Here is a 26,314-nt window from a genome sequence, read left to right on the forward strand (position 1 = left end):
AAAAAAGAACGAATGTTCTATAATTGATTTCATCCCTTTACACACTGGAATAAAATTTCATGGACGACAATAAAAGCAAAGCACTCGCCGCCGCATTAGCGCAAATCGAACGCCAATTTGGTAAAGGTGCCATCATGAAAATGGGCGACAACCAAATTGAAAACGACCTTCAAGTGGTTTCAACAGGTTCACTAGGCCTAGATTTAGCACTTGGCGTTGGCGGATTACCTCGCGGTCGTATCGTTGAAATTTTTGGACCTGAATCGTCCGGTAAAACAACACTCTGCTTGCACGTAGTCGCCGAAATTCAAAAACTGGGAGGCGTCGCCGCTTATATCGATGCAGAAAATGCATTAGACCCAATTTATGCCCAAAAATTGGGGGTTAATGTATCTGACATGCTAATTTCACAGCCTGATACTGGCGAACAAGGGCTAGAGATCTGCGACATGCTAGTTCGCTCAGGCGGCGTTGATATTATTGTTGTCGACTCTGTAGCTGCATTGACCCCTAAAGCAGAAATCGAGGGTGAAATGGGCGATGTACATGTGGGCTTGCAAGCACGATTAATGAGTCAGGCGCTTCGTAAATTGACCGCCAATATCAAGCGCACGAATACACTGGTTATTTTTATTAACCAATTGCGTATGAAAATCGGCAATATGATGCCAGGCCAAAGCCCTGAAACCACTACAGGCGGCAACGCCCTCAAATTTTATGCCTCAGTACGTCTTGATATTCGTCGTATCGGCGCTGTTAAAAAAGGGGAAGAGGTCATTGGTAACCAAACCAAAGTGAAGGTAGCCAAAAACAAAGTTGCGCCCCCTTTCCGAGTGATTACATTTGACATTATGTATGGTGAAGGTATTTCTCGTGAAGGCGAGATTATCGAACAAGGTGTAACGCATAAAATCGTCGAAAAAGCCGGTGCTTGGTATAGCTACAACGGCAATAAAATAGGTCAAGGTCTTGAAAACTCTCGTCAATATTTAAAAGACAATCCAGAAGTTGCAGAAGAAATTGCACGTAAAGTACGTGAAAAAATGACTGGTGCTACTTTGCCAATTGAAATGGAACAAGGTAGCGACGGTTTAGCTGAATAAACTCATTTTCAAACACCACAATGGCCACGACGTGGCCATTTTTTTTGAATGTTAAAACAATGATATCTATTCGCAACAAAGCACTGCAATTACTCAGCCGTCGCGACCATGCCATACATGAGTTGCAAACAAAAATAGCAATCGCATTTCCCGACACGCCAATCGAAGAAATCAAAAGTGTATTGGATGAATTCAAACAACTGGGCTGGGTGTCTGATGAGCGTTTTGCTGAACAATGGGTGTATTTTAGAAGTCAACGTTATGGCCCACAACGCCTAAAGTATGAACTGCTAGAGAAAGGAGTTGCTAGTGAGATCATTAACCAAGTGCTATCAGCAATCAGTGAAGATGAAGCGAGTAAAGCTCAAACTGTGCTAGGCAAAAAATTTCCATCTCCTCCCAAAAACATCGCCGAACGAAGTAAGCAATTGCGATATTTAGCCAATAAAGGCTTTAGTTTAGACATAGTCTACCAAGTAGTCGGTGAGATTCAGCCGATAACCGACGAAGGATAAACACCGGGATCGTCTAGTAAAAGCCTATATTTACTGCTATGAAGAAAGGTAACTTAATCAAGTGTATGCCACTCAATCTTGAGACATCTCCAAGCAAAAAATAGCGGGACCTTACGTATGATCGTTGATGATGAACAAATCCTGTTTGCTGATGAAAATAACAATGATGCTGAAAACGACTTAACATGGCGTGTATTAATCGTCGATGATGAGCCTGATGTACATCTCACGACAGAATTTGCCTTAAAAAATTCAATTATTGTTGAACGAAAAATTGAGTTTTTACACGCGTACAGCGGGAAAGAAGCGATCAAAATCCTAAGCCAAGAGCATGATATTGCTGTTATTTTGCTCGATGTCGTTATGGAAAATGATGAAGAAGGCTTAGAAGTTGCAAAACAAGTACGAAATCAGCTTAATCTACAAGATGTACGGATTATCCTCAGAACTGGGCATCCCGGTTACGCACCAGAATTTCAAGTCATTAGAGACTACGCAATCAATGACTACAAAAACAAAGCAGAACTAACTCAAAATCGTTTACTAACGATGATGACCACAGCAATACGTTCTTATCAGCAAATTAGAGCAATCAATACCAGCCGCCGTGGGCTAGAGATGATTATTGAAGCATCAGCTTCTCTTTTTGAGCGACGATCTATTGATTCATTTGCATATGCAATCTTAAATCAACTAGCTGGCTTATTAGCACTACCTTCAGCAGGCATAATCTGCAATCGGATTTTGAAACGTAAAGGGAAAAAACCGCAATACGAATGGCAAATTCTCGCTAGCACGGGGCACTTTACCCATTTCACAACCGAAACCTTAACGACAACTCAAAATCTAGAAATTGCAAACACGATTGAACACACACTCCGCTCAAAAACATCACTATTTGAAAATAACTTCATAATTATTTATTTGCCACGACCAGCAGATGAAGACACTGCTATTTATCTAGAAACCAATCGAGCGCTAAGCAATACAGAAATCCAATTAATCGAAGTTTTTTCGACCAATATTTCGGTTGGGTTTGAAAATCTGACATTATTTAAACAAATGCAAGACTTAGCATATATAGATCCACTTTGTCACATCGCAAACCGAACTCAATTTGTCGCGCAACTCAGTCAACTATATTCAGAAAAGCAAGCTCAAACAGTCTTATTAGTAGATATTGATCATTTTTCACAAATCAATGATGCGCTTGGTCATTTAATTGGCGATCAATTGCTGCAAAGCATTGTTCAACGTATCAAAGCCAATTTAAAAGATTCGCTTTTACTAGCGCGAGTCGCAATTGATGTATTTGCAATCGCAGGAGCGATTTCAGAAGAAGAAATACAATCGATTCTAGATATTTTTATTCAGCCTTTTTCTGTTGCATCGCATTTATTACGTATCCACGTCACCGTTGCTGCCGCTAACATTTGGGACACCGACCCTTCTGGTATTGGTTGCTTAAAAGATGTAACTATTGCGCTCAACCAAGCGAAAAAATTTAATCGTGGTGAATTACTATGGTATTCACCAGCGATGAGCAGGGCTTCGAAGCAACGACTTGATTTGCTTCATGATCTTGAAAAAGCAATAAAAAATGAACAACTAACGGTGTACTACCAACCACAAATCAATTTAGCGACGGGCTATGTGATTGGTGTTGAGGCGTTAGTACGCTGGCCTCAACCCGATGGCGGTTTCATTCCGCCTGATCAATTTATTCCATTAGCCGAACAATCTGGCTTAATTATTGAACTAGGCACTTTTGTTCTAGAAACTGTATGCAAACAATTAAATGCTTGGCGCAAAGATGGACTGGATGACCTCAGTATGGCTGTCAATGTTTCAATGATTCAATTTAATCATCCGGGCTTAATTAATCAATTGGCAAACGCAATTCAACAATACAACATACCTACAGGTTTACTGGAAGTTGAAATCACCGAATCGGTTGCAATGAAAAATCCAGATGCGGTGATTCAAACCATTGAAAAACTCAAAAAACTAGGCATTAAACTGGCAATTGATGATTTTGGCACCGGATTTTCTTCATTGGCTTATTTGCAAAAACTCAACGCTGATCGCTTAAAAATTGACCGTGCATTCGTTCGAAATATGGCACTAAATAATAGCGATAGCAGTATTGCTGAAATGGTAATCAATCTAGGCCATAAATTAGGCATTAGTGTCATCGCCGAAGGGGTCGAATTTCCCCAGCAAGCAAGTATTTTGCGCACTTTAGGTTGCGATGAAGCACAAGGCTTCATGTTTGCCAAACCTGCTCCCGCCAACTCATTAACACTCTGGTTCAAAGAAACCGGGCGCTATGTTGCTGTATGACAGGTAGTTAACTAATCCATTTAAAAATCATGGATTGCATCGAGAGCAATAAGCATTCAGCCCTATGATTAGACTCAAGTCGTGACAATAAACCGTATGATTCATGTAATTAACATATCCGCGGTAATTGTTCGCCATTGAGCCAGTCAACCATGCGACGACCACCGAAAGCGGTGTTCATTTGTACAAAGGCGTGCTCGTCGGCAATTGCTTCACCAATCATCGCCGCATTACACCCAAGCGGGTGGGAGCGCATTGCGGCCAGCAAGGCCTCGGCGTCTTCTGCGGCACAAAACGCGACCAACTTGCCTTCGTTAGCAACGTACAAAGGATCAAGCCCCAGCAGCTCGCAGGCTGCGGCGACTTCAGCACGAACAGGAATAGATTTTTCATGAATTACCATGCCATGGCCGCTGGCTTTGGCAAATTCATTCAATACCGTCGCCAGCCCGCCACGCGTTGGGTCGCGTAAGACATGCAGATTCGGTACGGCATCCAGCATTGCAGCGACCAGCTCGTGCAGCGCTGCGGTGTCGGATTGAATCGTCGTCTCGAAAGTCAAGTTTTCGCGCTGCGACATAATCGCCACTCCGTGATCACCGAGCATACCTGAGACAAGTATCTTATCGCCAACCTTGATATTTGATGCACTCAGGGCAATACCCTCAGGCACAATACCAATCCCCGTCGTCGTAATAAAGACACCATCGCCCTTACCTTCTTCGACCACCTTGGTGTCACCCGTAATAATCGCCACGCCCGCCTCACGCGCCGCGTTGGCCATCGAGATCACGATGCGCTGCAAATCCGCGAGCGGAAAACCTTCTTCTAAGATAAAGCTCGCACTCAGATACAAGGGCTTGGCACCCATCATCGCCACGTCATTAATCGTGCCGTGCACCGACAAACAACCAATATCGCCCCCCGCAAAAAACAGCGGCGACACCACATGGCTATCGGTCGCCATCACCATGCGCCCAGCACCCGCTGGCAAGGCAAAACACGCCCCATCGCCCTGCTCGGCCAGCATATCGTTAGCGAAGTGTTTGACAAATAATTCATCAATCAACTGCGCCATCGCGCGGCCACCACTGCCATGCGTCATATCAACACGGCCATGCTTGAAATCGAGGGGTCGGGTGTAGGTTTTCATAATGGGCCTAGTGGTATTACTAAATGGATTTGGCTAACGCTTTTTCCCGGCGTAATCCTTCTTTTTTTGCTGCAACCGACTCATTAAGATGGATCACATGGTGTCTTGTAGCAGGCATCAACAACAAACCACCAACTGTTTTTGAAGACCAATACTCAATCAGCCAACTTGCACTTGGATCTGTTGATACAGTCTTCTCTTGCCGTAATCGTTCGATCTTGTTTGCTGGTATTTTTTGTTTCAAACTTCCAAGCGGTAATCTGCTTATAATTTGTTGCGTATTTCTGCCCACCGCTTGCCGATATTCACGCAACTGCACCAGATCAATGTCATCGCTCATCTGCAGAATCTCTGCAGAACTCAACTGATTCCCCGTATTAGCAAGGGAAAAATTCATCCTTTGCCCCCAGGATCCAACATGAAAGACTTGCGGAGCATCTGCAAGTAAAAGATTCATCGTGATGTCTTCAATACGAGTGCAGTGCCATATGCCGTAGACCACCGTTCGGCCTTTTGAATTAACACCATGCCTTGCTGCCCAATCAGTCAAACCATTCCAAAGTTGATCTTCGAAGGTCAATTCTACATTTCCAGACATTTCGCTAGTAAAAACCTGCGCATGGAGTACTTGTGCACACTCAATTGCTTGCAGGTGCTGTGCGGGGTCTTTTATTAACTCACGCAACTGCTGAAGTTGCGCACTCCATTCTTTCAATAGCATCTCAACCCTCTCGAGCATTCAGCATGATGAATAAAATAGCGGTTCTAATATTTTCGAGCGCATTTCAATATGAGGCTCGGTGATTACACAGAGCGAATTACACCGTCACCACCTGAGTCCTAAAACGCCCATAAGTATAATGCGCCGCGCATGCGCCTTCTGACGACACCATACATGCGCCAATTGGATGATCGGGTGTGCAAACTGTACCAAACACTTTGCAATCCGCCGGACGTTTATGGCCGCGCAATATCGCAGCGCATTCACAGGCTTTGTGATCGGGCACTTGCAGATACGCAATTTGGTAGCGCAGTTCAGCGTCGAATTGGGCAAATTCGGGGCGGATTTTTAGCGCGCTGTGCGGTACTTCGCCCAACCCGCGCCAATCGAAACTCTCGCGCATTTCAAACACCTGCGCGCACATGGCCTGCGCTTTACGATTGCCTTCGCGCGTCACGGCGCGGGTGAATTCGTTTTCAACCGCCGCCCTGCCCTCGTTGATTTGCAGCACCAGCATCAGGATGGCTTGAATCACATCGAGAGGCTCAAATCCGGCGATCACCACGGGGCGCTGATAGCGCTCAACAAACGCTTCGTACGGCGCCGAGCCGATCACGGTGCTGACGTGCGCGGGGCCGACGAAACCATCGATGGCCACGGCTGCGGGGTCTTTTTCGGATTCCATAATGTGCACCATCGCCGCCGGCGTGAGCACGTGATTGCAGAACACGCTGAAGTTCGTCAGATTGAGCTGCGCCGCTTGCAAGATAATCGCGGCGGTTGGCGGTGTGGTCGTCTCAAAACCAATCGCAAAAAACACAACTTCGCGGCTTGGGTTTTCTTGCGCAATGCGCAACGCGTCATCGCACGAATACACCATCCGAATATCCGCGCCCTGCGCTTTGGCTTTAAATAGCGACAAGCCGCCGCTAGCTGGTACGCGCATTGTGTCGGCGTAGGTGCACAAAATCACCTCATGCTGCGTCGCCAGCGCAATCGCGCTATCAATGCGGCCGATCGGCAGCACGCACACGGGGCAACCGGGGCCGTGAATCATTCGCACATTGTCGGGCAGCAAATCGAGCAGGCCATAACGCGAAATCGCATGCGTATGCCCGCCGCAAAACTCCATCAGACGATAGGTGCGCGCCGGATCGGTGGCTTTGGCAATTGCATTGGCCAAACCACGCGCTAGCTCACCATCACGAAATTCGTCTACATATTTCATCGCGGCCACTCAAATCAGGGTTGCTGGGGCGACGTACGAGCCCATCTGGGCAAACAGCGCCAGTGTTTGCGCCGCTTCGTTAGGGTCGAGCTTGCCGATGGCAAAGCCGACATGCACGATCAGATAATCGCCAACGGCAACCTCTTCGACCAGCGCAATCGACACCACTTTATGCACGCCGCCCAACTCGATCCGTGCCTGATCGCCGTCGAGTAATTCGGTCACACGTGCGGGGATAGCTAGACACATGGCAATTCCTTGCTGAAATAGCGTTCTCAAATGATTGAAGCACAGCAATCATTCAAAAAGTTTGATGCAAATTCAAAAAACATCAATACCAACACGAAAGCAACAGTACGCTAAGTGCTCGAACAGCCTCACGGGGCTGTCAGTATCGCCACTGTTTTTACAGCACTGTACGTTGCGCCACCCAAGCTTGCCCCAATGCCAAGCCTCCATCACCGCACGGCACGCTCTGATTGGTATGCAAACATAAACCACGCTTTGCTAGCGCTGCTTGCAGGCCGCGCATTAACACTACATTGAGAAAGCAGCCACCACCACCCGCGACCACTCGGATGCCGGTTCGCTCGGCAGCGAGCGTCACCCAATCGGCCAGTGCTTCAATTAGCACAGCATGAAAGATTGCCGCACCGTAGACGACATCGCGACAATCGGCCAGCCGCGCCAGCAACGCTGACACATCTAATTGTGAGTAGGTATCCGTTGGCGTTGTGATGTCGGCCAGCTCAAATAATCCATCTTCTGTCGGACAGTCACCGTATTGGGTCGCCAACCCTTCCAGCTGCATCGCCGCTTGCGCCTCAAAACTCATTACCGGCGTGATGCCCAGCAAACCTGCGGCGGCGTCAAAATAGCGCCCCATACTTGTTGTGACAGCTGGTTTGCGCGCCAGCAGTTGCGCGATCAATTCTGCTCCCGTCTGCGCAGCAAAGCGCGTCGCAATCTCGTCGCCCCGCCCCAGCATCGCCAGCGCCGCTGCGGCCATTCGCCACGGCTCGCGCGCTGCTTTATCGCCACCGGGCATTGCTATCGGGCGCAAATGGCCGAGGCGTTGAAAATCAGCGCCATCGACCAATAATAATTCACCACCCCACGCCGTGCCATCTTCGCCAAGGCCAACCCCATCGAGCGCAAGGCCAAGCACGGGTTCATTCAAATGATATTCTGCCAGCACCGCCGCGATATGTGCGTGATGATGCTGAACGGCAATACACGGGGTTTCCCATTTTGCGGCCAAGCATTGCGCGAGCTGGGTGCTGAAAAAATCGGGGTGTTGATCATGTGCGATGCGGCGCGGCTGCACTTGCAGTAAATGCAGTAGATGATCACTCGCGGCTTCCAGTGCCAAACAATTGGCGACACGATCCATATCGCCGATGTATTGCGATAAATACGCTTGCTCGCCTCGCGTCACGCACAGCGTATTTTTGAAAAATCCGCCCAGCGCCAGCACGGGTTCAGCAGTGTTCGCAAACGGACTCGCTAGAGAAATTGCGCGTGGCGTATAGCCACGGGCACGGCGGATAAACTGCGGCGCACCGTGTGCATCAACGCGCAAAACGCTGTCATCGCAACGAATCACAATATCGCGGTTATGAATCAAAAAGGCATCGGCAATACCGCTCAGATGAGTGATTGCTTCATCATTGGCAATCACCAAGGGCTCGCCATGCGGATTGGCACTGGTCATTACCAGCGCGAGCGGTTGAGGCTGCTGCAACCACGCCACACCCGCCGGGCGGCCTGCGGCTTCGTGAAAGAGTAGATACTGGATTGGTGTATAGGGTAGTAACACGCCAATTGAATTGAACTGCGGCGCTATACCCTCAAGTATTTCATCCACGCCAGCCGCTTTTTCCAGCAACACAATCGGCCTAGCCCCGCTTTCTAGCCACGCTTGCTCGGCCTGAGTCACATTGGCTATGCCCGCCAGCGAAGCGATATTAGCCACCATCATCGCCAGCGGTTTTTCTTCACGATTTTTACGCTCGCGCAGCGTAGCGATGGCTTTTAGATTACGTGCATCGCACACCAGATGAAAACCGCCTAAGCCTTTAATCGCGACGATCTTGCCTGCAGTCAGCAAGGCCAAGGTTTGCTCAATCGCATCACCTGCAATGACCTCGCCGTGCGCATCAAGCAATTGCAGTTGTGGCCCGCAATCGGGGCAGGCATTGGGTTCAGCGTGAAAGCGCAGATGTAGTGGGTTGGTATATTCACTCAGGCATGGCGTACATTGGGCAAAGCCCGCCATGCTGGTATTGGCTCTGTCGTACGGCAGGCGCGACACCAGCGTATAGCGCGGGCCGCAGTCGGTGCAATTGATAAACGCGTAGCGATAACGGCGATTGCAGGGGTCAAACAGCTCGGCAAGGCAGGCGGGGCAAATTGTGCTATCTGCACCGATGGTCGCGGCGGTGTTAGCTTCACCATCAAGGCCGCTATCCAGAATACGAAAATCGGGGAATGGCTCGTTGAGTGCAAGCGGCGTAATCTGAAGATCGTCGATTGCAGCCAGCGGCGGCGCATCAAAGCGCAAACGGCGCGCAAACTCAGCTTGCAAATCAGGCGCAGCGTCGATTGCTATCGTAACGCCTTGCCCGTCATTACGCACCCAGCCGGTTACGCCCAGCTCAAGCGCCAAGCGATACACAAAGGGGCGAAACCCCACCCCCTGCACTATACCGCGTATTCTGATTTGCTGGCGCATGATCAATTATTGCTGAGCTTGGCGGCAACCGGCTTTCAGCCACGCTAGCCATTGATCCATGCCCTCGCCCGTTTTGGTCGAGAGGCAAATTACTTCGAGATTTGGCCGCACTTGTCGTGCCATGCTGATTGCCGCATCGACGTTAAAATCCAGATAGGGCAGCAAATCGGTTTTGCTCAAAATCATTAAATCGGCCGCACGGAACATATCGGGGTATTTCAGCGGTTTGTCTTCGCCTTCAGTCACCGACAAAATGGCCACTTTATGCGCTTCGCCCAAATCAAATGCCGCAGGGCAAACCAAATTGCCGACGTTTTCGATCAGTAGCAGGCTGTTATCCATCAGCGCTTGTTCATCTGCCAAAGTATCAATCGCGCCCGCCACCATATGCGCATCGAGGTGGCAACCTTTACCGGTATTGATCTGCACCGCTGGTGCGCCCGTCGCGCGGATGCGATCGGCGTCGTTGGCGGTCTGCTGATCGCCCTCGATCACCGCAACCGCAGTGTGCCCTTGCCATTGCTTAATCGTTTCAACCAGCAAAGTCGTTTTGCCCGAGCCGGGGCTGGAAACCAGATTGAGCGCGAAGATGCCTTGCGCTGCAAAACGCTGACGATTTTGTTCAGCCAGCGCGTCATTGCTCGCTAAAATATCGTGCTCAAGCCGGATGGTGCGCTCGGGATCGACCTCTGGAGCATGCGCGGCACCCAGCGGGCCAACAGTCGGTTCAGCGTGCTCAGCATGAGTTGGCACGCGGTAACCAAACACAGCTGCACCAGCTGCGCGCTTACGCCGCACCGGAGCAATGCCATTGATCGTCGTTTCGCCATGTCCACAACCGCAAGTGGTACACATATTCAAGCCCTCATACAAATACAGTAGGTATATAGATATAAGCTTTATTAATTAATTTCTACAACCACATACCAACAACAAAATGGCAATACTTCTAATCCGTGTTGATAATAAATCGCGCTCGTCGGGCTGGAGCTTCAAATCCCGTTTAAGCGCACCGAGTGAGGAGAGAGACAAACAGTTTTATCGTTTGGCTCACGATCGATCGAGGGCATCGGGGACCGATGCGCGCCCGGGTCGCCTTTCTTTTCCACCCTTTTCTTTGGCGACGCAAAGAAAAGGGTGTCCCCGTCGCGGACTGCGACTGTAAAACATCGTGCCGAAGGCACTTAAAACCCTCAACACATAAACTAAACAAAACCAGACTAAGAAATAGAAATATCTAACACCTGCATTTCTTCACCCGCAATCACCTGTAAATCAAAACTACCACACCGCGGACACGGGATACCCACACGTTCCAACACAACGTTTTGTTCGCAACCATTGCAATGCGCCTGCCCCTGTGTGCGTTCGACGCTAAATTCTGCTCCCTCCAGCATCGTTTGCCGTGCAGCCAGTCCACAACAAAATTGCAAGGTATCGGCATCAACATGCGCCAAGACACCAATCGCCAACCGCACCCGCGTAACCCGCTGAGCGCGCGACTGTTTCGCGGCGGATTCAACAATACGAATGACGTTTTCAGCCAGACTCAATTCATGCATGGATTTGCCTTTGACTCAACGCGCGATTTCAACAGCCTAGCAAGTCCTTACTGAGAAATCGTTGCGCCAAATCATTGATTGGCCATCAGCATCACCCGCAGGCCGATCTCGCTACAGCATGCACTCTAATTACGGAAAGAGTTGCTTAATTGCGACAGACACTTGCACCACCAATCCCTTAACCCGCAAATCGGCCTGCACAGCACAGCCTATTTGGGATTACCACCAACGAGGTAGGCTCAGTGGTAATAAGTCCAATTGTAATAAAGCGCAAGTTGTGAGTTTTTTAAAAGTCGAACCGCACTTTATTTGACTTCGCACAAGCTCTGAAAAAAATGTAGCACTAAACTTTTTCACTACAGCTGGTACCGATCACACCCCTCGCCCAGTTGAATAAGGTATCAGTGGAAAAGCAAAAGTACTTGTAATCAAACGATATTTGATCGACTTGACAGCAGCCATACGCACCGCAACGCGGCGACTGCACTTGGCTTTTCCTACAAGAGAAATAACGACAATCTTTCTACGTAAAGGCTCGTTGACTTATGAATCTCGCTAACTATAAACCTTGTGTCTGCAATCTGTGCGGCACAGGTTGTGGGCAATTCCTAAAGACGGATGGTCAGAAGGTCTATGGCGTAGCTCCGCTGATTGCGCATCCAGTCAGCAAGGGCAAGCTCTGTATTCGCGGCTGGCACTCGAATGAATTGCTCAGTACCAATGAGCGCATCACCGAGCCGATGATCCGTGAAAACGGCCAATTGCGCCCAGCAAGCTATGCCGAAGCGATTGCCCTCGTCACCGAGCGCATGCAGCAATTTGACGGCACTGCAGGCGAGATTGGCGTGCTGGCCTCAGCGCGCTCCTCTAATGAAGATGGCTATGCACTGAATCGACTGTGCCGTGAAGTATTCAAAACCGACTTACGCGGTATTGGTGCTGAAGCTGGGCATCGTAAGAGTATGGCTTCGCTGGAACACGCTTTTGGCTATCCAGGCGCACATGGCAGCCTAACGAGTATCGACAAAGCCGATTATATTTTGGTCGTCGGCACTGATATCACACGGCAAAATCCCGTGATCGGTGGCAATATCCATGCGGCACAGCGCCGTGGCGCTCGGGTAGTGACCTTGTGCAGCTCACGAACTCAAATCGCCAAACTATCAACGAAACACTACCAACAAAAACCGGGCACCAAAGGCTTGCTGGTCAATGCGCTGGCCAAAGCATTGCTAGCGATTCGCACCATCAACCATGATCGCAAAGCCAATATCGACCAATTACCGGGCTACGCCGAATATGTGGCCTCGCTACGCAGTATCTCGTCAGTGGCGCTCGAACGCGCCAGCGGCATTCGCTATGAAGACATCGAAGAAGAAGCCAAACATCTCGAGCACGCCAAATCGATTGTGATTTTATTTTCCAGTGGGATTTCGGGTTTGGATCGCCCAACCATCGACGCGATTACCAATCTAGCGCTATTGACCGACCGCATGGATCACGAACACTCAGCGGTGATTCCGGTCGCAGGGATTAGCAATTTACAAGGCAGCTTTGATATGGGTATGTCGGGCGAACTCGGTAATAGCGTGTTTAAAGCGCTGGCCACGCCCGATTCGCCAATCAAGGTGCTATTTGTCATCGATCACGACGACGGCATCATCCGCGATAAAGAGCGCATCGCCAATCTGGATTTCGTGGCTTATGCCTGTGCCTACAAAAGCGCATTTATGGATTTGGCCGATGTGATTTTCCCGCTGCCCGCTTACAACGAAACCGACGGCACCTACACCGCATCAGACCGCCGCGTACAAATCACGCACCAGAATGTGAACAACCCACATGGCGTGTTGCCGGGCTGGGCGCTATTCCAACAAATTGCCGCAGCCTCAGGAATTGAATTTGGGTATAGCGATACAGCCAATGTATTTAATGACCTAGCAGCACATACCAAAGGCTACGCTGAATTGAGCCATGCGGGATTAAGCAAAGGCTTTGGTCAACACTGGAATCCGAAAGCGTTTCCCAATTCGCGCAAACGCAAGTTTAACGCGATCAATGTCGAATACTGGGAATCGCCTACCACCGCCGAATTCCCCTTTGCGCTGATGATCGGCAAGGCGCAGCACTACTGGCATCAAAATAATCTAATGCGCAAAACCATCGTACCGCGCCGCGAATACGACCAGACGCTGTGGCTTTACCCGCAAGGCTATATCGAAATTTCTCCCGAAGACGCCAGCCAACTCAAAGTCAAAGACAAATGGATCGTGAATGTGCGTTCCAGCATCGGTACACAGATGAAAATTGCGGTCAAGATTTCGCCCGATGTGCAAAACGGCACCGCCTACATTCCTTATTTCATCAAGAACATGATTTCCGACTTCCTGCTGCCGTATGAAAACGCCTACGCAGCCGGCGAAGAAAGCGTGATCCCGATCCAGATTCAAGAATAAAGCGCGGCGAGGAATCCAAGATGTCTATGTATATTTTATCAGCGCAGGAAATCAGGCAGCTCGCTACCGAGCTACAGGCCACCTACGATGTCTATGGCCCGCAAGTTGAGCCACACAGCCAGCAAGTCTTTTTCGATCAGCTCGGTGACATCGCGGCTCTGAATCTGGAAGCGCCGATTCCGTCCATGCCGGTGAAAGAAATTCTGTTCCCACAAATGGAACGCATCCTGAAATACAAATACGACGCACAAACGCAAAGCGTCGACATGGCAAAGCAGTATTTTGAAAAACCCAAAGTATTATTTGGGCTCAGACCGTGTGATTTAGCCGGAATTCAAGCGCTAGATCGTTTCTTTCTAGGGCAAGAATTTGTCGATGATGTGTATCTGACGCATCGTCGGCAATGTCTACTCATTAGCAATACTTGCCTTCACCCCTTCCCCCAATGTTTTTGCGTCTGTACGCACTCTGGGCCTGATGCCGAGGAAGGTTACGACTTGGATTTAACCAAGCTGCAAGAAGGCTACCTACTGAAAGTGGGCAGTGAAAAAGGCCAAGCGCTAGCTGATGCACACCACTGGAAAGCCGCCAACGCGCAACACCTCGTCGAACAAAAAGCAGTCGTTGAGCGCTGCATCGATCTATTTCCAGAAATGGCAACCGACAATAAAGCGTGGGTTTCACGTGTGATGAACCGTATCACGACCGGTTTTGTGAAACAGGAAACCTGGGAATACATTGGTGACCAATGTTTGGAATGCGGCGCATGTTCATTCGTTTGCCCGACCTGTAGCTGCTTCAATATCGAAGACACGCAAACAGCCTGTGGCGAGTGCGAGCGGCTAAGGATGCGTGACTCCTGTTCGTTTGAAGGCTACGCCCGAATGGCCGGCGACCATAATCCGCGCCAACCCGTAGAAGATCGCCGCAATAAGCGTTTTTTCTGCAAATTATCTTACTCACAATCGAAAAAATACCTACGCCCCGGCTGTGTTGGCTGCGGTCGCTGCCAATGGGTCTGCCCGGGAGATATTGGTTTGCCCAATGTCGTGCAATACATCCGCCGCGAAATCACCGGAGGGGAAATCTGATGTCTAACTGCCATGGCAATCACGAGCACGGCAACTGCAAAACGACAGGTCTCTGCCCCATCGTCACGATCCCTGAAGTCGTCAATATCGATGAAATCCGCGATGAAATTCCGGAGGTGAAGACTTTTTATCTGTCCTTCCCCAATAAAGACGTCGAACGTGAATTTCGCATCAAGTCGGGCCAATTCATTATGTGCACGGTATTTGGCGCGGGTGAGTTTGCCGTTTCGCTACCGCCAAGCCCCGAAAACGACCGTTTCCATATCTCAGTACGCGCCGTCGGCAAGGTCACCAATGCACTACACGCACTGCGTGTGGGCGACAAACTTGGCGTCCGTGGTCCATTCGGCAATGGCTTTCCATTTGAAGACATTAAAGGCAAAAACATTATCTACGTCGCTGGCGGGATCGGCTTGATTCCGCTGCGCAGTTCGATTGTTCACGCTCTGCAACACCGCGAAGATTTTGGCCGCATTATTTTGCTCTACGGCGCAAGAAGCGCAAAAGATTTGATGTACCAAGAAGACATCAAAATTTGGCAACAAAACGCAGGGTTTGAAACCTTCATCACCATCGACCGCCCCGAAGATAACTGGTCAGGCGAAGTCGGTTACGTCAATCAGTTGATCGAAAAAGCCAATGTGCCCGTCGACAATAGCGTGGCCTTTGTTTGCGGCCCACCGGTAATGTTTAACAGCGTGATCGGCGAATTTTTAAAGCGCGGCATGAGCGAGGACTCGATTATCTCTACGCTCGAACGCCAAATGAAATGTGGCATCGGCAAGTGCCAGCACTGCGCCGTAGGCAGAACACTCGTCTGCACCGATGGCCCGGTTTACACCTATCGGCAAATTAAAACCTTGGGTGAGCAGATATGAGCTTCGCTTCCGATCTTGCCCAAATTTTGGCGCAGCCCACCAGCATTGTTGGCATTGGTAATACCTTGCGCGGCGATGATGCGGTCGGCTGTTTTATTGCCGATCAGCTCGCCGCCACTTTGCCACACAACACCACACACCAGGTCATCAATGTCGAAGATGTCATCGAAAACCACGTGTTCCGCATTGCCGACAGCGCAGCAAAACATGTGTTGTTAATCGATGCCGTACAGGGCAGCGGGCAAGAGACAGGCTCCTTGGTACTAGGGCGGCTCGCTGATATGGAGGCCAGTGGCGGTTATTCCACCCACAAATTGGCTCTCGCGATGGCGGGCGAGTTGCTTGAGCGCCATGGCAAACCAGTCTACCTACTCGGTATCGCAGCAGAAAACATCGACTTTGGCTTACAAATGACTCAAAACATTCAAGATAGCGCCGCGGCCGTCATTGCACTGGTCGCCAAGCACGCAGGAGGGAGTCAGTAATGGATCACCACATCTACCAAAACTTGCAAATTGGCATCCTCATTTTGCTGTGCTCGGCCGTAGTCACCCCGATGCTCGCGAGCAAGCGGCAATGGGCTGGCATGCTGAATTTTCTGGCTACGCTGGCTGCTGCGATCGTATTGACTAGCGTCGCGGTACAAGTACTCGGCAGTGGCGCTGCACCTGCGATGTTTGATCTTCATTTAGGCGGATTGGCCATTCCTTTGATGGTTGACGGTTTTTCTGCCGTCTTTATGGCGCTGATTTCGATAGTCGCTACGATCACCGCTTTTTACTGCATCGGCTATATGGAAATGGATCACTATCGCCATTACAGCCTGCGTAGTTTCTTTTTCTGCTACCCCATTTTCATCGCTGGCATGATCGCGCTGGTGAGTGTGGATGATTTAAGTACAGGATTTACGGTGGCTTGGCAGATGATGACCATTGCATCGTTTTTCTTGATTCGCTTCGATTATAAAGATCCCGTTATTGTCAAAAGCGCCAATAAATATCTGATTTTGATGCAATTAGCATGGCTGGCCGTGTTGACTGCAGGGCTAATCGTGCCGGACTGCGGGTGGGGTACGCCTGTGCACCACATCGCTGAGCAACTGGGTATGGCCGATGCAGGTCTACGTACGCTGGTGCTAGCGCTGACCTTGCTGGGCTTTGGCATGAAAGCCGGTATGTTTCCGCTGGGTCAACTTTGGTTGCCTGATGCGCATTCGGTAGCACCGTCACCGATTAGCGCGCTGCTCTCCGGCTTAATGCTCAAAACAGGCATCTTTGGCATGATCCGCACGCTGTTTTGGATGATGCCTGATTCAATGCCTGCGCAGGAAGTGCAAGCGTGGGGCATGCTCGTCGCCGTCATCGGCGTGATCACGCTGTTTATCGGTACGTCGCAATCGCTCAAGCAAGTCGACGCCAAGCGCCTGAATGCGTATAGCTCGATAGGCCAAATCGGTTACATCATTTTGGCCATCGGTTGCGCTCGATTTTATCTGGGTGCCAATAATGCGCTGCACACTCTAGCGCTGCTGGCGATGCTCGGAGCCTTCTTGCATGTTTTGAATCACGCCATCTTCAAAAGTCTGCTCTTTCTCTGCGTTGGCAGTGTGCAATACACCACAGGAACCAAAGATTTAGACAAGCTCGGCGGTCTGTTTGCCCTAATGCCGATCACCGCCATCATCGCAGGGGTTGCGGCGATTGCAGTCTCAGGCGTACCAGCATTTTCTGGTTTCACCAGCAAATGGGCGATTGTTGGCTCGGCGCTATTATCAGGTAAAGCCGCGGGTATTTTCGTGATCTTCGGCGTGATCGCGCTCGTTACCAGCGCAATGACGCTGGCAACCTATGTGAAGCTCTACGGCATGACCTTTACCTCGGTCGGCGTGCAATGGAATGAGAAAAACGATATCCATGAAGTCAGCAAAATCATGTTGGCTCCAAAATTGCTGCTGGCCGCAATTTGCCTTGCGCAGGGTTTCTTTCCTTGGCTCTTTGTGCAACTGTTTGCGCGAGTTCTGGCGACGTCAGAGGGCGTTCTCACTCACACGCTCGGCACGCCTCAAGTTTTCGCTTCCCTATCACAAAGCTATTCAGGGATTAATTTTTCGACTCATGGTTCCGCAGTCGCGTTCTCGCTACCACTGATCATGATGGCGATGTTGGGTGTGGCTCTGCTGTTTGCAGTGTGGCTGCGCAAAGCAGGCGGTGCCGAAACGCGTACCGCGCCGGTTTGGCTGTGTGGCTATCAAGTGCAAAACAATATGAATCGCTATCGCAGCAGCCATATCTTTGACGCGTTTAAGAAATTCATGAAATGGACTGGCGGCAATGTGCGCGGCGTCTGATTTTTCGGAGTAATACCATGTCGATAAGAAAAGAACTGGAAGCCAAACTCCTCGCCCGTCTGCGCGATGAGGTGGTCTGCGTCGAAAAAACCGATGAGCGCACCATTTACATTGATGTGAAACGCTCGGTATTTCGCGAAGCCTGTCAGATCATTAGTAATGCTGGGGCTCGCTACCTATGCAGTGTTGGGTATGACAATATAAGCCTTGATAATACTCTGGTTATGGTACATACCTTTGCACTTGATGATAGTAACCGCTTTATTTGCTGCCGCGCTGCTGCCCCCGCTGATGATCCTGTATTGGAATCGGTTACACCTGATTTGCCCTCTGCAGGCTGGTCTGAACGCGAAGTCACCGACCTGTTGGGGTTACGCTTTGCGGGTCACCCTAAACCCAAAAAATTAGTTTTAGCCGATGACTGGCCGGAAGGCATCTATCCGCTACGCAAAGACGTGCCGCATGATTTCGTCCCACAGGGCGCAGAAGACGTTGCCTATCAACTGGACGAAGCGCCGCCAGGAACCACGATTGTTCCGGTCGGCCCCTTCCACCCCAGCTTGCATGAGCCCGAACATTTTGCAGTTTATGTCGATGGCGAAACGATCAAAGGCTGCGATTACCGTGGCTTTATGACCCATCGCGGCATTGAAAAACTCTGCCAAACGCAAGTCAGCTACAACGAAGTGCCATACATCGCTGAGCGCATTTGCGGTATCTGCGGCTCGGTGCATGCCACCGCATTTTCGCAGGCCGTCGAGTCGGCAGCTGGGATTGTCATCCCACGCCGCGCCGAATTTATCCGCACCTTGATGCTCGAAATCGAGCGCATCCATTCCAATTTGCTGTGGCTTGGCGTTGCCGGTCACTTGATCGGGTTTGACACCGTCTTTATGCAAGCGTGGCGCGTGCGTGAACAAATCATGTGGCTGTGCGAGCGGCTGACTGGTAATCGCAAAACCTACGGCATGATTTTAGTGGGTGGCGTACGGCGCGACATCACGCCAGATATCGCCGAAGATATTCTGAATGTCGTCAAAAAAATCGAAGAAGAACTACTAGTCATCTATCGTGCCATCGAAAATGATAGCTCAATTCATAAACGTACCAAGGGCGTCGGCACGATTACCAAGCAACAAGCGATTGATTGGAATTTGATCGGCCCGGTCGCCCGCGCGCGTGGCGTTGATATTGATGCTCGCCGTGATCACCCGTATGCCGCTTATGATGAAATGAAATTCGAAGTACCGGTACTCGATGGCTGCGATGTGTGGTCGACCTTAGTGGTGCGAGTGGTGGAAACCTTTGAAGCAATCAAAATTATCCGTCAATGTCTCGATAAAATGCCGGGCGGTGAGACTTTTGTTGAAATCAAAGACCACATCCCTGCCCAACGCCATGCCATCACCGTAGTTGAAGCACCTCGCGGTGAATCGGTGCATTACGTCATTACCGGTGAAAACAATCGCCCCGAGCGCTGGCGCGTACGTGCCCCAACCTTCACCAATTTGCAAGCCGTACCACTGATGCTATTGGATGAGCAGTTTGCAGACTTCCCCATCATTATGGGCAGTATCGACCCTTGCTTCTCTTGTACCGATCGCGTTGCAGTTGTGGATTTACAAACCGGTAAATCCAGCTCGATCAGCAAGACCGAGCTCGATGCCATGTCGAGAAAACATCTGGAGAGCATGAAAAAATGAGCCCATTTACCGAAATCCTCATCGGCATCCTACAGGTCATCGGCAATCTGGTGCTCTTTCTTGCCGTTGCTCCCTTTTTCGATGGCGTGGTACGCCGCGTGATGGCGCGCGTACAAAGTCGCCAAGGACCGCCGCTGGCACAGTCGTATTACGATATGTTCAAGTTGCTGGGCAAGGAGAATATTGATTCGGCGGGTATTTTGCCATTTCGATTAGCACCATTGATCGCGTTTGCGTCGATTTTGTGTGTGATCGCGATCCTACCTATCGCTGGCCGCGCGACAGCCTTGACCCCATATGCCGATGCAATCTCGCTAGTCTATTTGCTAACACTGGGCGGAGTGGCGGTCCTGCTCGGTGCTTTTGCTAGCAAGAACATTTACGCGCTGATTGGTGCCAGTCGCGAAATGACCACGATGATCATGGTCGAACCGATTCTTTTCATGGTGTTGCTACTTGGCGTATTGAAAACAGGCAGCCTTGATTTAACCGCCGTCATCTACGGCACACCAATGGCCGCTTTTGGTTTGCCCGGTCTAGTCATGATCGCAGTCAGCTTGTTTGCCCTACAAGCTTTTGTCGCTCGACAGCCCTTTGATATTGCTGAAGCCGAACAAGAACTACTCGGTGGCCCTTTCATCGAGTACAGCGGCCCAAATTATGCGCTGTTCAAGTACTACATGATGCTCAAGCAAATGTTTTATGCCTATCTGCCCATTGCGATGTTTGTGCCACTACTGGGCTCAGGGTTTTATTTAGTCGATCTGGCACTGCAGCTGGTGCTAACAGCCTTAGTATTCCTGCTGATTGGTCTTTTGTCGGCAACCCACCCGCGCTATCGGATTGACCAAGCGATTCGTTACTTCGGCGTGCTGTTTGTCATCGCGCTGGCCGCCATCAGTGCGGCTGTGATTTTCTGACCCGATTAAGGAGAAAGCCATGTGGCTCACTAGCAAAATCAAGCAACTCCTAATGGTGATGAAACCCGGCGTGGTGACGCTGGATTATCCCAATGAGCGCCCGCCCGTCCCAGCCAATCTACGTGGACAACCTATTTTTGACCATCAAAAATGCATCGGCTGCGGCGGTTGCTCCGATCACTGCCCTGCGCGCTGTATTTTGGTGCGAGATGTCTGCCAAGAATTGCGCGTCATGTTGTATGAAGGCTCACGCTGCACCTACTGCGGTCGCTGTGCCGACATTTGCCCCGAAAAAGCCATCACGATGAGCAATAGTTTTGAGATTGCGTGTGATGACAAGGACGACATCACCACGCGGATGGAACTATTTATGATGACCTGCCAGCGCTGTGGGCGCTGTTACGAAATGGAAAAAACCAACGCCATCGACCGCATCAACCTCAAGGGATTCCGTTACGACAACCTTGAACAACGCGCACTCATCCGCAAGACAAGCGAAACCTTTGATCCTGCATTACTGAAATCATCCAGCCAATACCAACGCCCAAGCAACAAGGAATAAACCATGCTGAAAAATCTCTGCAAGAAAATGTTTGGGAAATCAATTTGGGTTTATCACTGCAACACCGGTGCCTGTAACGGTTGCGATATCGAGATTCTGAATATCCTGACCCCGTTTTACGACGTGGAGCGTTTCGGCATTAAGCTGGTTGCCTCACCACGTCACGCCGATGCGATGCTGATTTCCGGCGCAGTCACTCGCCCGACACTACCGCTCGTCAAGCGCGCCTATGAAGCGATCCCCAATCCGAAACTGGTTTTCGCAATTGGCTCGTGTGCAACAGGTGGTGGCGCTTGGTTTGATAGCTACAACGTCACTGGCGGCGTCGATAAAGTGCTCGGCGTGAATTACTACATCCCTGGCTGCCCTCCGCGCCCCGAAGCCATCCTGTATGGCGTTGCCCTCGCACTCGGGATGGTCGACCAGCAAGCTGCTCCGGTCGAGCTCAAGCAAATGGAATTCCCAATTGATATGTATGAACGCAATGAAGCATGGGAAAAACGTAATGTCATTTACGAGCTACTAAAGTAGGACGAAATCGACCATGAAAAAAATCCTAGTTATCGACAAAGATACCGCAGCATGTGAAAACCTCGCTGCGCAATTGACAGCGCATGGTTTTGAAGTCCAATGCGCCCACTCGTCCGTCGAAGGCCGCAAACTCGCAATGACGCAACAGCCTGATGCAATCATCACTGAAGCGATGCTTGAAACAGATACTGCAGGCTTTGAGCTGATCTACCAAATCCGCGATGAACGTGCCGAGTCTCGCTACGCAGCCATCCGCAGTACGCCAATTTTACTTTTGACCGGCATAGAACAAGTCACTCATTTCCGCTTTTCCTTAAACGAAAAGCAGACTTACCTCCCCCCAATCAGTGGCATGCTCAGTAAGCCGGTACAAATCGATAATTTAGTAGAAAAACTCCAGCAAATGCTGTTGACAAGCTCAGCCAGTGCCTAACAAAAAGCGATCGCATACCTAATTCGCGTATGCATATTCAAGTCAGCCATTTTGGGAATCAAGGAATCGAGATGAAACTTCACCGTGTTGTATTACCTAGCATTTTACTGCTGCTACCCATGCTTGCCATGGCTCACCCCCAAGGACACGCCGATAGTATGCTCAGCGGCTTTGCCCATCCATGGCTTGGCCTGGACCACCTGCTGGCCATGTTAGCGGTCGGCATGCTAGCCGCCACTCAGATCCAATTGCGGCAGCAACTATTCTGGATGATGGCATTTTTAATCAGTCTTGCAATGGGGGTATATATCTCAATACCAGATCAATTAATACCAACCGCAGAATACCTAGTATCTTTATCTGTTGGTTTGCTGGGTATCTCATTATGGCTCGCCAAAAAATTATCGCACCGAGCGATAAGCTGCATCATCATCGCTAGCGGCTTACTCCACGGCATCGTGCACGGGATTGAAATCCCTCACAACACGCAATCGAGCAGCTTTATCATCGGCATGCTCGTCGCCTCAATTGTGCTGCATCTGAGTGGATTAATCTGGCTCAATTGGGGTCGAAATCGTGCGTGGTCCTATTTCCAAACCAGCACGGGCTTGGGTCTTGCAGCCAGCAGCGTCTTGCTGATACTCGGTTTATAAGTCAAATCAATCGCCCACAACGCCGTTCTGAGCGCCCCTGGTATTGGCGGTAAAACTCATATGCGAGCGATTGTGGGCGAGTGCCTTTGCACTTTCCCATCATGGTCTGTGCCAATGCAGCTAGCTAACTGATCGTGAGCGATCAAACTAGCTCGACAATAACAAGCAGAACAGCAAAGTCAATCGCCTGCAACTCATCAACAAGCCGCAGTGTTATCGTGATTCAAACCGCATTTGAAAACATCTAGCATTTTCTGCTGTTTCAACGCAAAAAGTACGGACTTAGCTTCTACATTCTTTTGACTGGCTTTGCCAGAGATGAACAATCTCGCATTCACTACTGACAAAAACTCTGGGGTATACAGCCACTTAATATACCATTTAAGAATATAGTTTTAATTTATAAGTATTTAAAAGAATAAACAAAGCATGCAATCATCATCCTACTCACTCACAGGAAACGATGATATGTTACTCAAGCCCTTCTCTCTCATACTCTCTTTGTCCATTTTTAGTGCTAGCGCTTTTGCTGCCAATATTGAATTACTCAATGTTTCGTACGATCCAACCCGCGAGCTGTATCAGGACTATAACAAAGCGTTTAGCGCCTATTACAAAAAGAAAACGGGCGATGACGTAACGATTAAACAATCGCACGGCGGCTCGGGCAAGCAAGCGCGCTCAGTTCTCGATGGCCTTGAAGCTGATGTAGTGACTTTAGCGCTAGCTTATGACATTGATGTACTCGCTACAGAACAAGCCAAGTTACTCAAACCGAATTGGCAAAAACAATTTCCTGACAATTCTTCACCGTACACCTCGACGATTTTGTTCTTGGTGAAAAAAGGCAATCCAAAAGGGATTAAAGACTGGAATGATTTGATTCGCCCCGATGTGCAGGTAATCACACCGAATCCAAAAACCTCCGGTGGCGCGCGCTGGAATTACTTGGCGGCTTGGGGTTGGGCGAAAAAAACCTACGGCTCCGATGAAAAAGCCCGTGAGTTTGTCCAAAAGCTATTTAAAAACGTCCCAGTCTTAGACACCGGCGCGCGTGGTTCGACCGTAACCTTCACCCAACGTGGCATTGGTGATGTCTTGGTCACTTGGGAAAACGAAGCAGAGCTGGTTTTCCGTGAAGTGGGTCGCGATAAATTCGAAGTCGTTGCCCCCGCTTACTCAATTAAAGCTGAGCCGCCAGTGGCTGTCGTTGATAAAAACGTCGACAAAAAAGGTACGCGTAAAGTAGCTGCCGAATACTTAAGCTATTTGTATTCGAAAGAAGGCCAAGAAATCATCGCCCAAAACTACTATCGCCCTGTTGATAAAGACATTGCCGCCAAATACGCCAAGCAATTCCCTAAAGTGCAACTGTTCGATATTGATGATGTCTTTGGTGGATGGACTAGCGCACAAAAAATTCACTTTAGTGATGGCGGCATTTTCGACCAAATTATCAATGCCAATACTAAAAAATAATTCGTTCAACTTAAGGCACGCGCATACAACAAACACCGCTGCGCAGTAAAGAACGAGCTGTGCTGCATGCCTAAAGCATTATGTATTGCTCTCTACTTATTGAAATTCAATACCTAGAGAGCAATACATTCACTTTTATCAGCACTCCATTATTAGCTTAGCACTCAAAGATCGCCGTTCGCCATCGTCGTTACCGCTCTATTGCTGCGATGACGTTCATGTGCTTTTGAAGGAATATGCCATGAATTGGCCTTTTACCCATCCAGATATACGAATTCCAGTACCGCCTGAAATTGCCAAAGAATGGCCAGATAGTTTATTTCATATTGATTCTTTTCATGGCGTCATGGTCAAAGCGCTGGGCTCAACGCTGTCATCTGCCTTTCAACCCATTTTTGATCGACAAGGTGTACGGTTTGGTGACGAAGCCTTATTACGCGCCACTGTCAGACACAAGGCCATCTCGCCACAACAAGCTTTCGATGCGGCACGACAAGGCGACAAATTAATTGCCTTTGATCGCTTATGCCGAACACTGCATGTGATGAATTTTGCCAGCTATGCACCGCAAGATCGATTGCTCTTTCTGAATGTGCACCCTGAGCTTTTAGTGCAAATCAATGACCACGGTGCTTACTTTGAACGCATTCTAAATAGTTTGGGTTTTAGCCCAAATCAGGTGGTGCTCGAACTATTAGAAAATGATGCCGCGGCAATTGACGCTAGTGCGATTGGTCGTGCGGTGAAGAACTATCGAGCCAAGGGCTATCGAATTGCATTAGATGACTTTGGTCATGGCCTAGCTAATTTAGACCGTTTATGGCTACTCGAGCCTGATTTCGTCAAGCTCGATCGCCATATTCTGATGGTGGCCAGCCAGCAAGATAAAGCCAGAAACGGCTATGCCAAATTAGTGTCTTTATTACACGATGCAGGCAGCACCGTCATTGCCGAAGGCGTAGAAACGCTGGAGCAAAAAGCAATTGCTTTGGACAGTGGCGTCGACGGATTGCAAGGTTTCTTACTCGCGCATCCAAAATTTAGGCCGATTTAAATGCTGCAATTGATTTTTGCATCAACAACCTCAGCAAAAGAACATAAAAAATGGATCCTATAGATCAATGGTTAGAGGCTGGCAATCGCGTGCTGATTGCCCCCGGTTGGAATAACTCGGGCGAGGCTCACTGGCAATCACGCTGGCAAGCACGCTACCCACAATTTGAGCGAATCAACCAAATAGACTGGCAACATCCGCAAGCCAGTGCCTGGGTACGCCAATTTGAACAAAAAATTGCCGAGCGCGATGTCCCCACTGTGATTGTGGCGCATAGCTTGGCGTGCGCGACGCTCGCTCACTGGAGCGCTTTATACGGCCAAGATCGCTGCGTGCAAGGCGCACTACTGGTCGCTCCGGCCGATGTGATGCGGCCTGAAGCACCCGACAATTTTCGCGGCTTTGCCCCGCTCCCCTATATTCCTTTGCGTTTCTTGAGCTGGGTCGTGGGAAGCAATAACGATCACAGCTGCACCGAAGAACGTGCCAGCCAACTAGCCAGCACCTGGCAAAGCAAGCTAACTATTTTGCCTGATGCCAGGCATATTAATGTGGAATCAGGGCACGGAGATTGGCCTGAGGGCTTGCAATTTTTAAGGCGACTGATTGCTCTCACGCTGAATATCAATGAGAGCATTGATTAAATGACGTTTTGCTTTGATGAACACTCTCCGCATTTACTCTCATTTCCTACTGGAGATTCAACTTATGCTCCAGGATAGGATGGACGTCTTGTTTATCTAGCAGATCAGGCATGGATCCCCGCAGGCCTCTCACTTTGGGAAATTGCTTGTGATTTAAACCCAGACAGACAACAGTCCTTCACTCAATAAAGGGCTGTTTTTTTC

General features: G+C 49.6%; 24 protein-coding genes. 17 read left to right on the forward strand and 7 right to left on the reverse strand.

All coding sequences use genetic code 11. The annotated features are described in order from the left end of the window. Positions 1–59: 59 nt before the first annotated feature. The 3 genes from recA (at position 60) to GM173_RS05085 (ending at position 3,961) form a co-directional block, all read left to right on the forward strand. The gene (gene recA, locus GM173_RS05075) at positions 60–1,103 is read left to right on the forward strand and encodes a recombinase RecA (protein WP_203570218.1); all 1,044 of its coding nucleotides are present in this window, start codon (positions 60–62) and stop codon (positions 1,101–1,103) included. A gap of 44 nt (positions 1,104–1,147) precedes the next feature. Next, positions 1,148–1,618 carry a regulatory protein RecX gene (locus GM173_RS05080; RefSeq protein ID WP_203570219.1) on the forward strand — a complete coding sequence of 157 codons (471 nt, stop codon included), beginning with the start codon at positions 1,148–1,150 and terminating at the stop codon, positions 1,616–1,618. Between the two features lie 117 nt (positions 1,619–1,735). Continuing rightward, positions 1,736–3,961 carry a two-component system response regulator gene (locus tag GM173_RS05085; RefSeq protein WP_203570220.1) on the forward strand — a complete coding sequence of 742 codons (2,226 nt, stop codon included), beginning with the start codon at positions 1,736–1,738 and terminating at the stop codon, positions 3,959–3,961. A gap of 109 nt (positions 3,962–4,070) precedes the next feature. On the opposite strand, the gene hypE is transcribed toward GM173_RS05085, so the two are convergent. From hypE to hypA, 7 genes are all read right to left on the reverse strand, one after another. Further along, complete coding sequence (hypE, locus tag GM173_RS05090) at positions 4,071–5,114, reverse strand: hydrogenase expression/formation protein HypE (protein ID WP_203570221.1); 1,044 nt, start codon at positions 5,112–5,114, stop codon at positions 4,071–4,073. A 19-nt stretch (positions 5,115–5,133) separates the two neighbouring features. Then, a complete protein-coding gene (locus GM173_RS05095) occupies positions 5,134–5,835 on the reverse strand; it encodes a hypothetical protein (protein ID WP_203570222.1) in 702 nt (233 codons plus the stop codon). Positions 5,836–5,932: 97 nt separating this feature from the next. Next, positions 5,933–7,063 (reverse strand): hydrogenase formation protein HypD, encoded by a 1,131-nt coding sequence (gene hypD / locus GM173_RS05100; RefSeq protein WP_203570223.1) that lies wholly within the window; start codon positions 7,061–7,063, stop codon positions 5,933–5,935. A gap of 9 nt (positions 7,064–7,072) precedes the next feature. Continuing rightward, a complete protein-coding gene (locus GM173_RS05105; protein WP_203570224.1) occupies positions 7,073–7,312 on the reverse strand; it encodes a HypC/HybG/HupF family hydrogenase formation chaperone in 240 nt (79 codons plus the stop codon). 157 nt (positions 7,313–7,469) lie between these two features. After that, positions 7,470–9,797, reverse strand: a complete 2,328-nt coding sequence (gene hypF / locus GM173_RS05110; RefSeq protein ID WP_203570225.1) for a carbamoyltransferase HypF — start codon at positions 9,795–9,797, stop codon at positions 7,470–7,472. Between the two features lie 6 nt (positions 9,798–9,803). Further along, positions 9,804–10,652 carry a hydrogenase nickel incorporation protein HypB gene (gene hypB / locus GM173_RS05115; RefSeq protein ID WP_203570226.1) on the reverse strand — a complete coding sequence of 283 codons (849 nt, stop codon included), beginning with the start codon at positions 10,650–10,652 and terminating at the stop codon, positions 9,804–9,806. Positions 10,653–11,017: 365 nt separating this feature from the next. After that, positions 11,018–11,359, reverse strand: coding sequence for a hydrogenase maturation nickel metallochaperone HypA (gene hypA, locus GM173_RS05120; RefSeq protein ID WP_203570227.1), 342 nt, complete (start codon positions 11,357–11,359; stop codon positions 11,018–11,020). 545 nt (positions 11,360–11,904) lie between these two features. On the opposite strand from hypA, the gene GM173_RS05125 reads away from it, so the two are divergent. From GM173_RS05125 to GM173_RS05190, 14 genes are all read left to right on the forward strand, one after another. Next, positions 11,905–13,815, forward strand: a complete 1,911-nt coding sequence (locus GM173_RS05125) for a molybdopterin oxidoreductase family protein (protein ID WP_203570228.1) — start codon at positions 11,905–11,907, stop codon at positions 13,813–13,815. 20 nt (positions 13,816–13,835) lie between these two features. Next, complete coding sequence (locus GM173_RS05130) at positions 13,836–14,906, forward strand: 4Fe-4S dicluster domain-containing protein (RefSeq protein ID WP_239078256.1); 1,071 nt, start codon at positions 13,836–13,838, stop codon at positions 14,904–14,906. Next, positions 14,906–15,784: an FAD/NAD(P)-binding protein gene (locus tag GM173_RS05135; RefSeq protein WP_203570229.1), complete on the forward strand. Its 879-nt coding sequence runs from the start codon at positions 14,906–14,908 to the stop codon at positions 15,782–15,784. Before GM173_RS05130 ends, GM173_RS05135 begins: the two co-directional genes overlap by 1 nt. After that, entirely contained in the window at positions 15,781–16,269 is a 489-nt protein-coding gene (locus GM173_RS05140; RefSeq protein WP_203570230.1) for a hydrogenase maturation protease, read from the forward strand. Before GM173_RS05135 ends, GM173_RS05140 begins: the two co-directional genes overlap by 4 nt. Next, positions 16,269–18,131, forward strand: a complete 1,863-nt coding sequence (locus tag GM173_RS05145; protein ID WP_203570231.1) for a proton-conducting transporter transmembrane domain-containing protein — start codon at positions 16,269–16,271, stop codon at positions 18,129–18,131. The genes GM173_RS05140 and GM173_RS05145 overlap by 1 nt, the downstream gene beginning before the upstream one ends. Before the next feature lie 17 nt (positions 18,132–18,148). Next, positions 18,149–19,834 (forward strand): NADH-quinone oxidoreductase subunit D-related protein, encoded by a 1,686-nt coding sequence (locus GM173_RS05150; protein ID WP_239078258.1) that lies wholly within the window; start codon positions 18,149–18,151, stop codon positions 19,832–19,834. Further along, positions 19,831–20,754, forward strand: coding sequence for a respiratory chain complex I subunit 1 family protein (locus GM173_RS05155; protein ID WP_203570232.1), 924 nt, complete (start codon positions 19,831–19,833; stop codon positions 20,752–20,754). Before GM173_RS05150 ends, GM173_RS05155 begins: the two co-directional genes overlap by 4 nt. Before the next feature lie 19 nt (positions 20,755–20,773). Then, complete coding sequence (locus GM173_RS05160; RefSeq protein WP_203570233.1) at positions 20,774–21,316, forward strand: 4Fe-4S binding protein; 543 nt, start codon at positions 20,774–20,776, stop codon at positions 21,314–21,316. A gap of 3 nt (positions 21,317–21,319) precedes the next feature. Next, positions 21,320–21,847, forward strand: coding sequence for an NADH-quinone oxidoreductase subunit B family protein (locus GM173_RS05165; protein ID WP_203570234.1), 528 nt, complete (start codon positions 21,320–21,322; stop codon positions 21,845–21,847). 13 nt (positions 21,848–21,860) lie between these two features. Beyond that, positions 21,861–22,280, forward strand: coding sequence for a response regulator transcription factor (locus GM173_RS05170; protein WP_203570235.1), 420 nt, complete (start codon positions 21,861–21,863; stop codon positions 22,278–22,280). Positions 22,281–22,351: 71 nt separating this feature from the next. Next, complete coding sequence (locus GM173_RS05175; RefSeq protein ID WP_203570236.1) at positions 22,352–22,933, forward strand: HupE/UreJ family protein; 582 nt, start codon at positions 22,352–22,354, stop codon at positions 22,931–22,933. 468 nt (positions 22,934–23,401) lie between these two features. Then, positions 23,402–24,412: a sulfate ABC transporter substrate-binding protein gene (locus tag GM173_RS05180; RefSeq protein ID WP_203570387.1), complete on the forward strand. Its 1,011-nt coding sequence runs from the start codon at positions 23,402–23,404 to the stop codon at positions 24,410–24,412. A gap of 241 nt (positions 24,413–24,653) precedes the next feature. Next, positions 24,654–25,466: an EAL domain-containing protein gene (locus tag GM173_RS05185; protein WP_203570237.1), complete on the forward strand. Its 813-nt coding sequence runs from the start codon at positions 24,654–24,656 to the stop codon at positions 25,464–25,466. Between the two features lie 50 nt (positions 25,467–25,516). Continuing rightward, positions 25,517–26,110 carry an RBBP9/YdeN family alpha/beta hydrolase gene (locus GM173_RS05190; RefSeq protein WP_203570238.1) on the forward strand — a complete coding sequence of 198 codons (594 nt, stop codon included), beginning with the start codon at positions 25,517–25,519 and terminating at the stop codon, positions 26,108–26,110. Positions 26,111–26,314 lie beyond the last annotated feature (204 nt).

The sequence above is a fragment of the Deefgea chitinilytica genome (genome assembly GCF_016881405.1).
Classification (GTDB): Bacteria; Pseudomonadota; Gammaproteobacteria; order Burkholderiales; family Chitinibacteraceae; genus Deefgea; species Deefgea chitinilytica.

Excerpts from the sequence above, each read along its gene's own strand:
- hypE (WP_203570221.1), bottom strand. The coding sequence starts at position 5,114 with ATGAAAACCTACACCCGACCCCTCGATTTCAAGCATGGCCGTGTTGAT.
- GM173_RS05175 (WP_203570236.1), top strand. The coding sequence starts at position 22,352 with ATGAAACTTCACCGTGTTGTATTACCTAGCATTTTACTGCTGCTACCC.
- GM173_RS05085 (WP_203570220.1), top strand. The coding sequence starts at position 1,736 with ATGATCGTTGATGATGAACAAATCCTGTTTGCTGATGAAAATAACAAT.
- GM173_RS05105 (WP_203570224.1), bottom strand. The coding sequence starts at position 7,312 with ATGTGTCTAGCTATCCCCGCACGTGTGACCGAATTACTCGACGGCGAT.
- GM173_RS05095 (WP_203570222.1), bottom strand. The coding sequence starts at position 5,835 with ATGCTATTGAAAGAATGGAGTGCGCAACTTCAGCAGTTGCGTGAGTTA.
- GM173_RS05145 (WP_203570231.1), top strand. The coding sequence starts at position 16,269 with ATGGATCACCACATCTACCAAAACTTGCAAATTGGCATCCTCATTTTG.
- GM173_RS05185 (WP_203570237.1), top strand. The coding sequence starts at position 24,654 with ATGAATTGGCCTTTTACCCATCCAGATATACGAATTCCAGTACCGCCT.
- GM173_RS05160 (WP_203570233.1), top strand. The coding sequence starts at position 20,774 with ATGTGGCTCACTAGCAAAATCAAGCAACTCCTAATGGTGATGAAACCC.
- GM173_RS05170 (WP_203570235.1), top strand. The coding sequence starts at position 21,861 with ATGAAAAAAATCCTAGTTATCGACAAAGATACCGCAGCATGTGAAAAC.
- hypD (WP_203570223.1), bottom strand. The coding sequence starts at position 7,063 with ATGAAATATGTAGACGAATTTCGTGATGGTGAGCTAGCGCGTGGTTTG.
- GM173_RS05140 (WP_203570230.1), top strand. The coding sequence starts at position 15,781 with ATGAGCTTCGCTTCCGATCTTGCCCAAATTTTGGCGCAGCCCACCAGC.
- GM173_RS05190 (WP_203570238.1), top strand. The coding sequence starts at position 25,517 with ATGGATCCTATAGATCAATGGTTAGAGGCTGGCAATCGCGTGCTGATT.
- hypF (WP_203570225.1), bottom strand. The coding sequence starts at position 9,797 with ATGCGCCAGCAAATCAGAATACGCGGTATAGTGCAGGGGGTGGGGTTT.
- GM173_RS05165 (WP_203570234.1), top strand. The coding sequence starts at position 21,320 with ATGCTGAAAAATCTCTGCAAGAAAATGTTTGGGAAATCAATTTGGGTT.
- GM173_RS05125 (WP_203570228.1), top strand. The coding sequence starts at position 11,905 with ATGAATCTCGCTAACTATAAACCTTGTGTCTGCAATCTGTGCGGCACA.
- GM173_RS05135 (WP_203570229.1), top strand. The coding sequence starts at position 14,906 with ATGTCTAACTGCCATGGCAATCACGAGCACGGCAACTGCAAAACGACA.
- GM173_RS05180 (WP_203570387.1), top strand. The coding sequence starts at position 23,402 with ATGTTACTCAAGCCCTTCTCTCTCATACTCTCTTTGTCCATTTTTAGT.
- hypA (WP_203570227.1), bottom strand. The coding sequence starts at position 11,359 with ATGCATGAATTGAGTCTGGCTGAAAACGTCATTCGTATTGTTGAATCC.
- recA (WP_203570218.1), top strand. The coding sequence starts at position 60 with ATGGACGACAATAAAAGCAAAGCACTCGCCGCCGCATTAGCGCAAATC.
- GM173_RS05150 (WP_239078258.1), top strand. The coding sequence starts at position 18,149 with ATGTCGATAAGAAAAGAACTGGAAGCCAAACTCCTCGCCCGTCTGCGC.
- GM173_RS05155 (WP_203570232.1), top strand. The coding sequence starts at position 19,831 with ATGAGCCCATTTACCGAAATCCTCATCGGCATCCTACAGGTCATCGGC.
- GM173_RS05130 (WP_239078256.1), top strand. The coding sequence starts at position 13,836 with ATGTCTATGTATATTTTATCAGCGCAGGAAATCAGGCAGCTCGCTACC.
- hypB (WP_203570226.1), bottom strand. The coding sequence starts at position 10,652 with ATGTGTACCACTTGCGGTTGTGGACATGGCGAAACGACGATCAATGGC.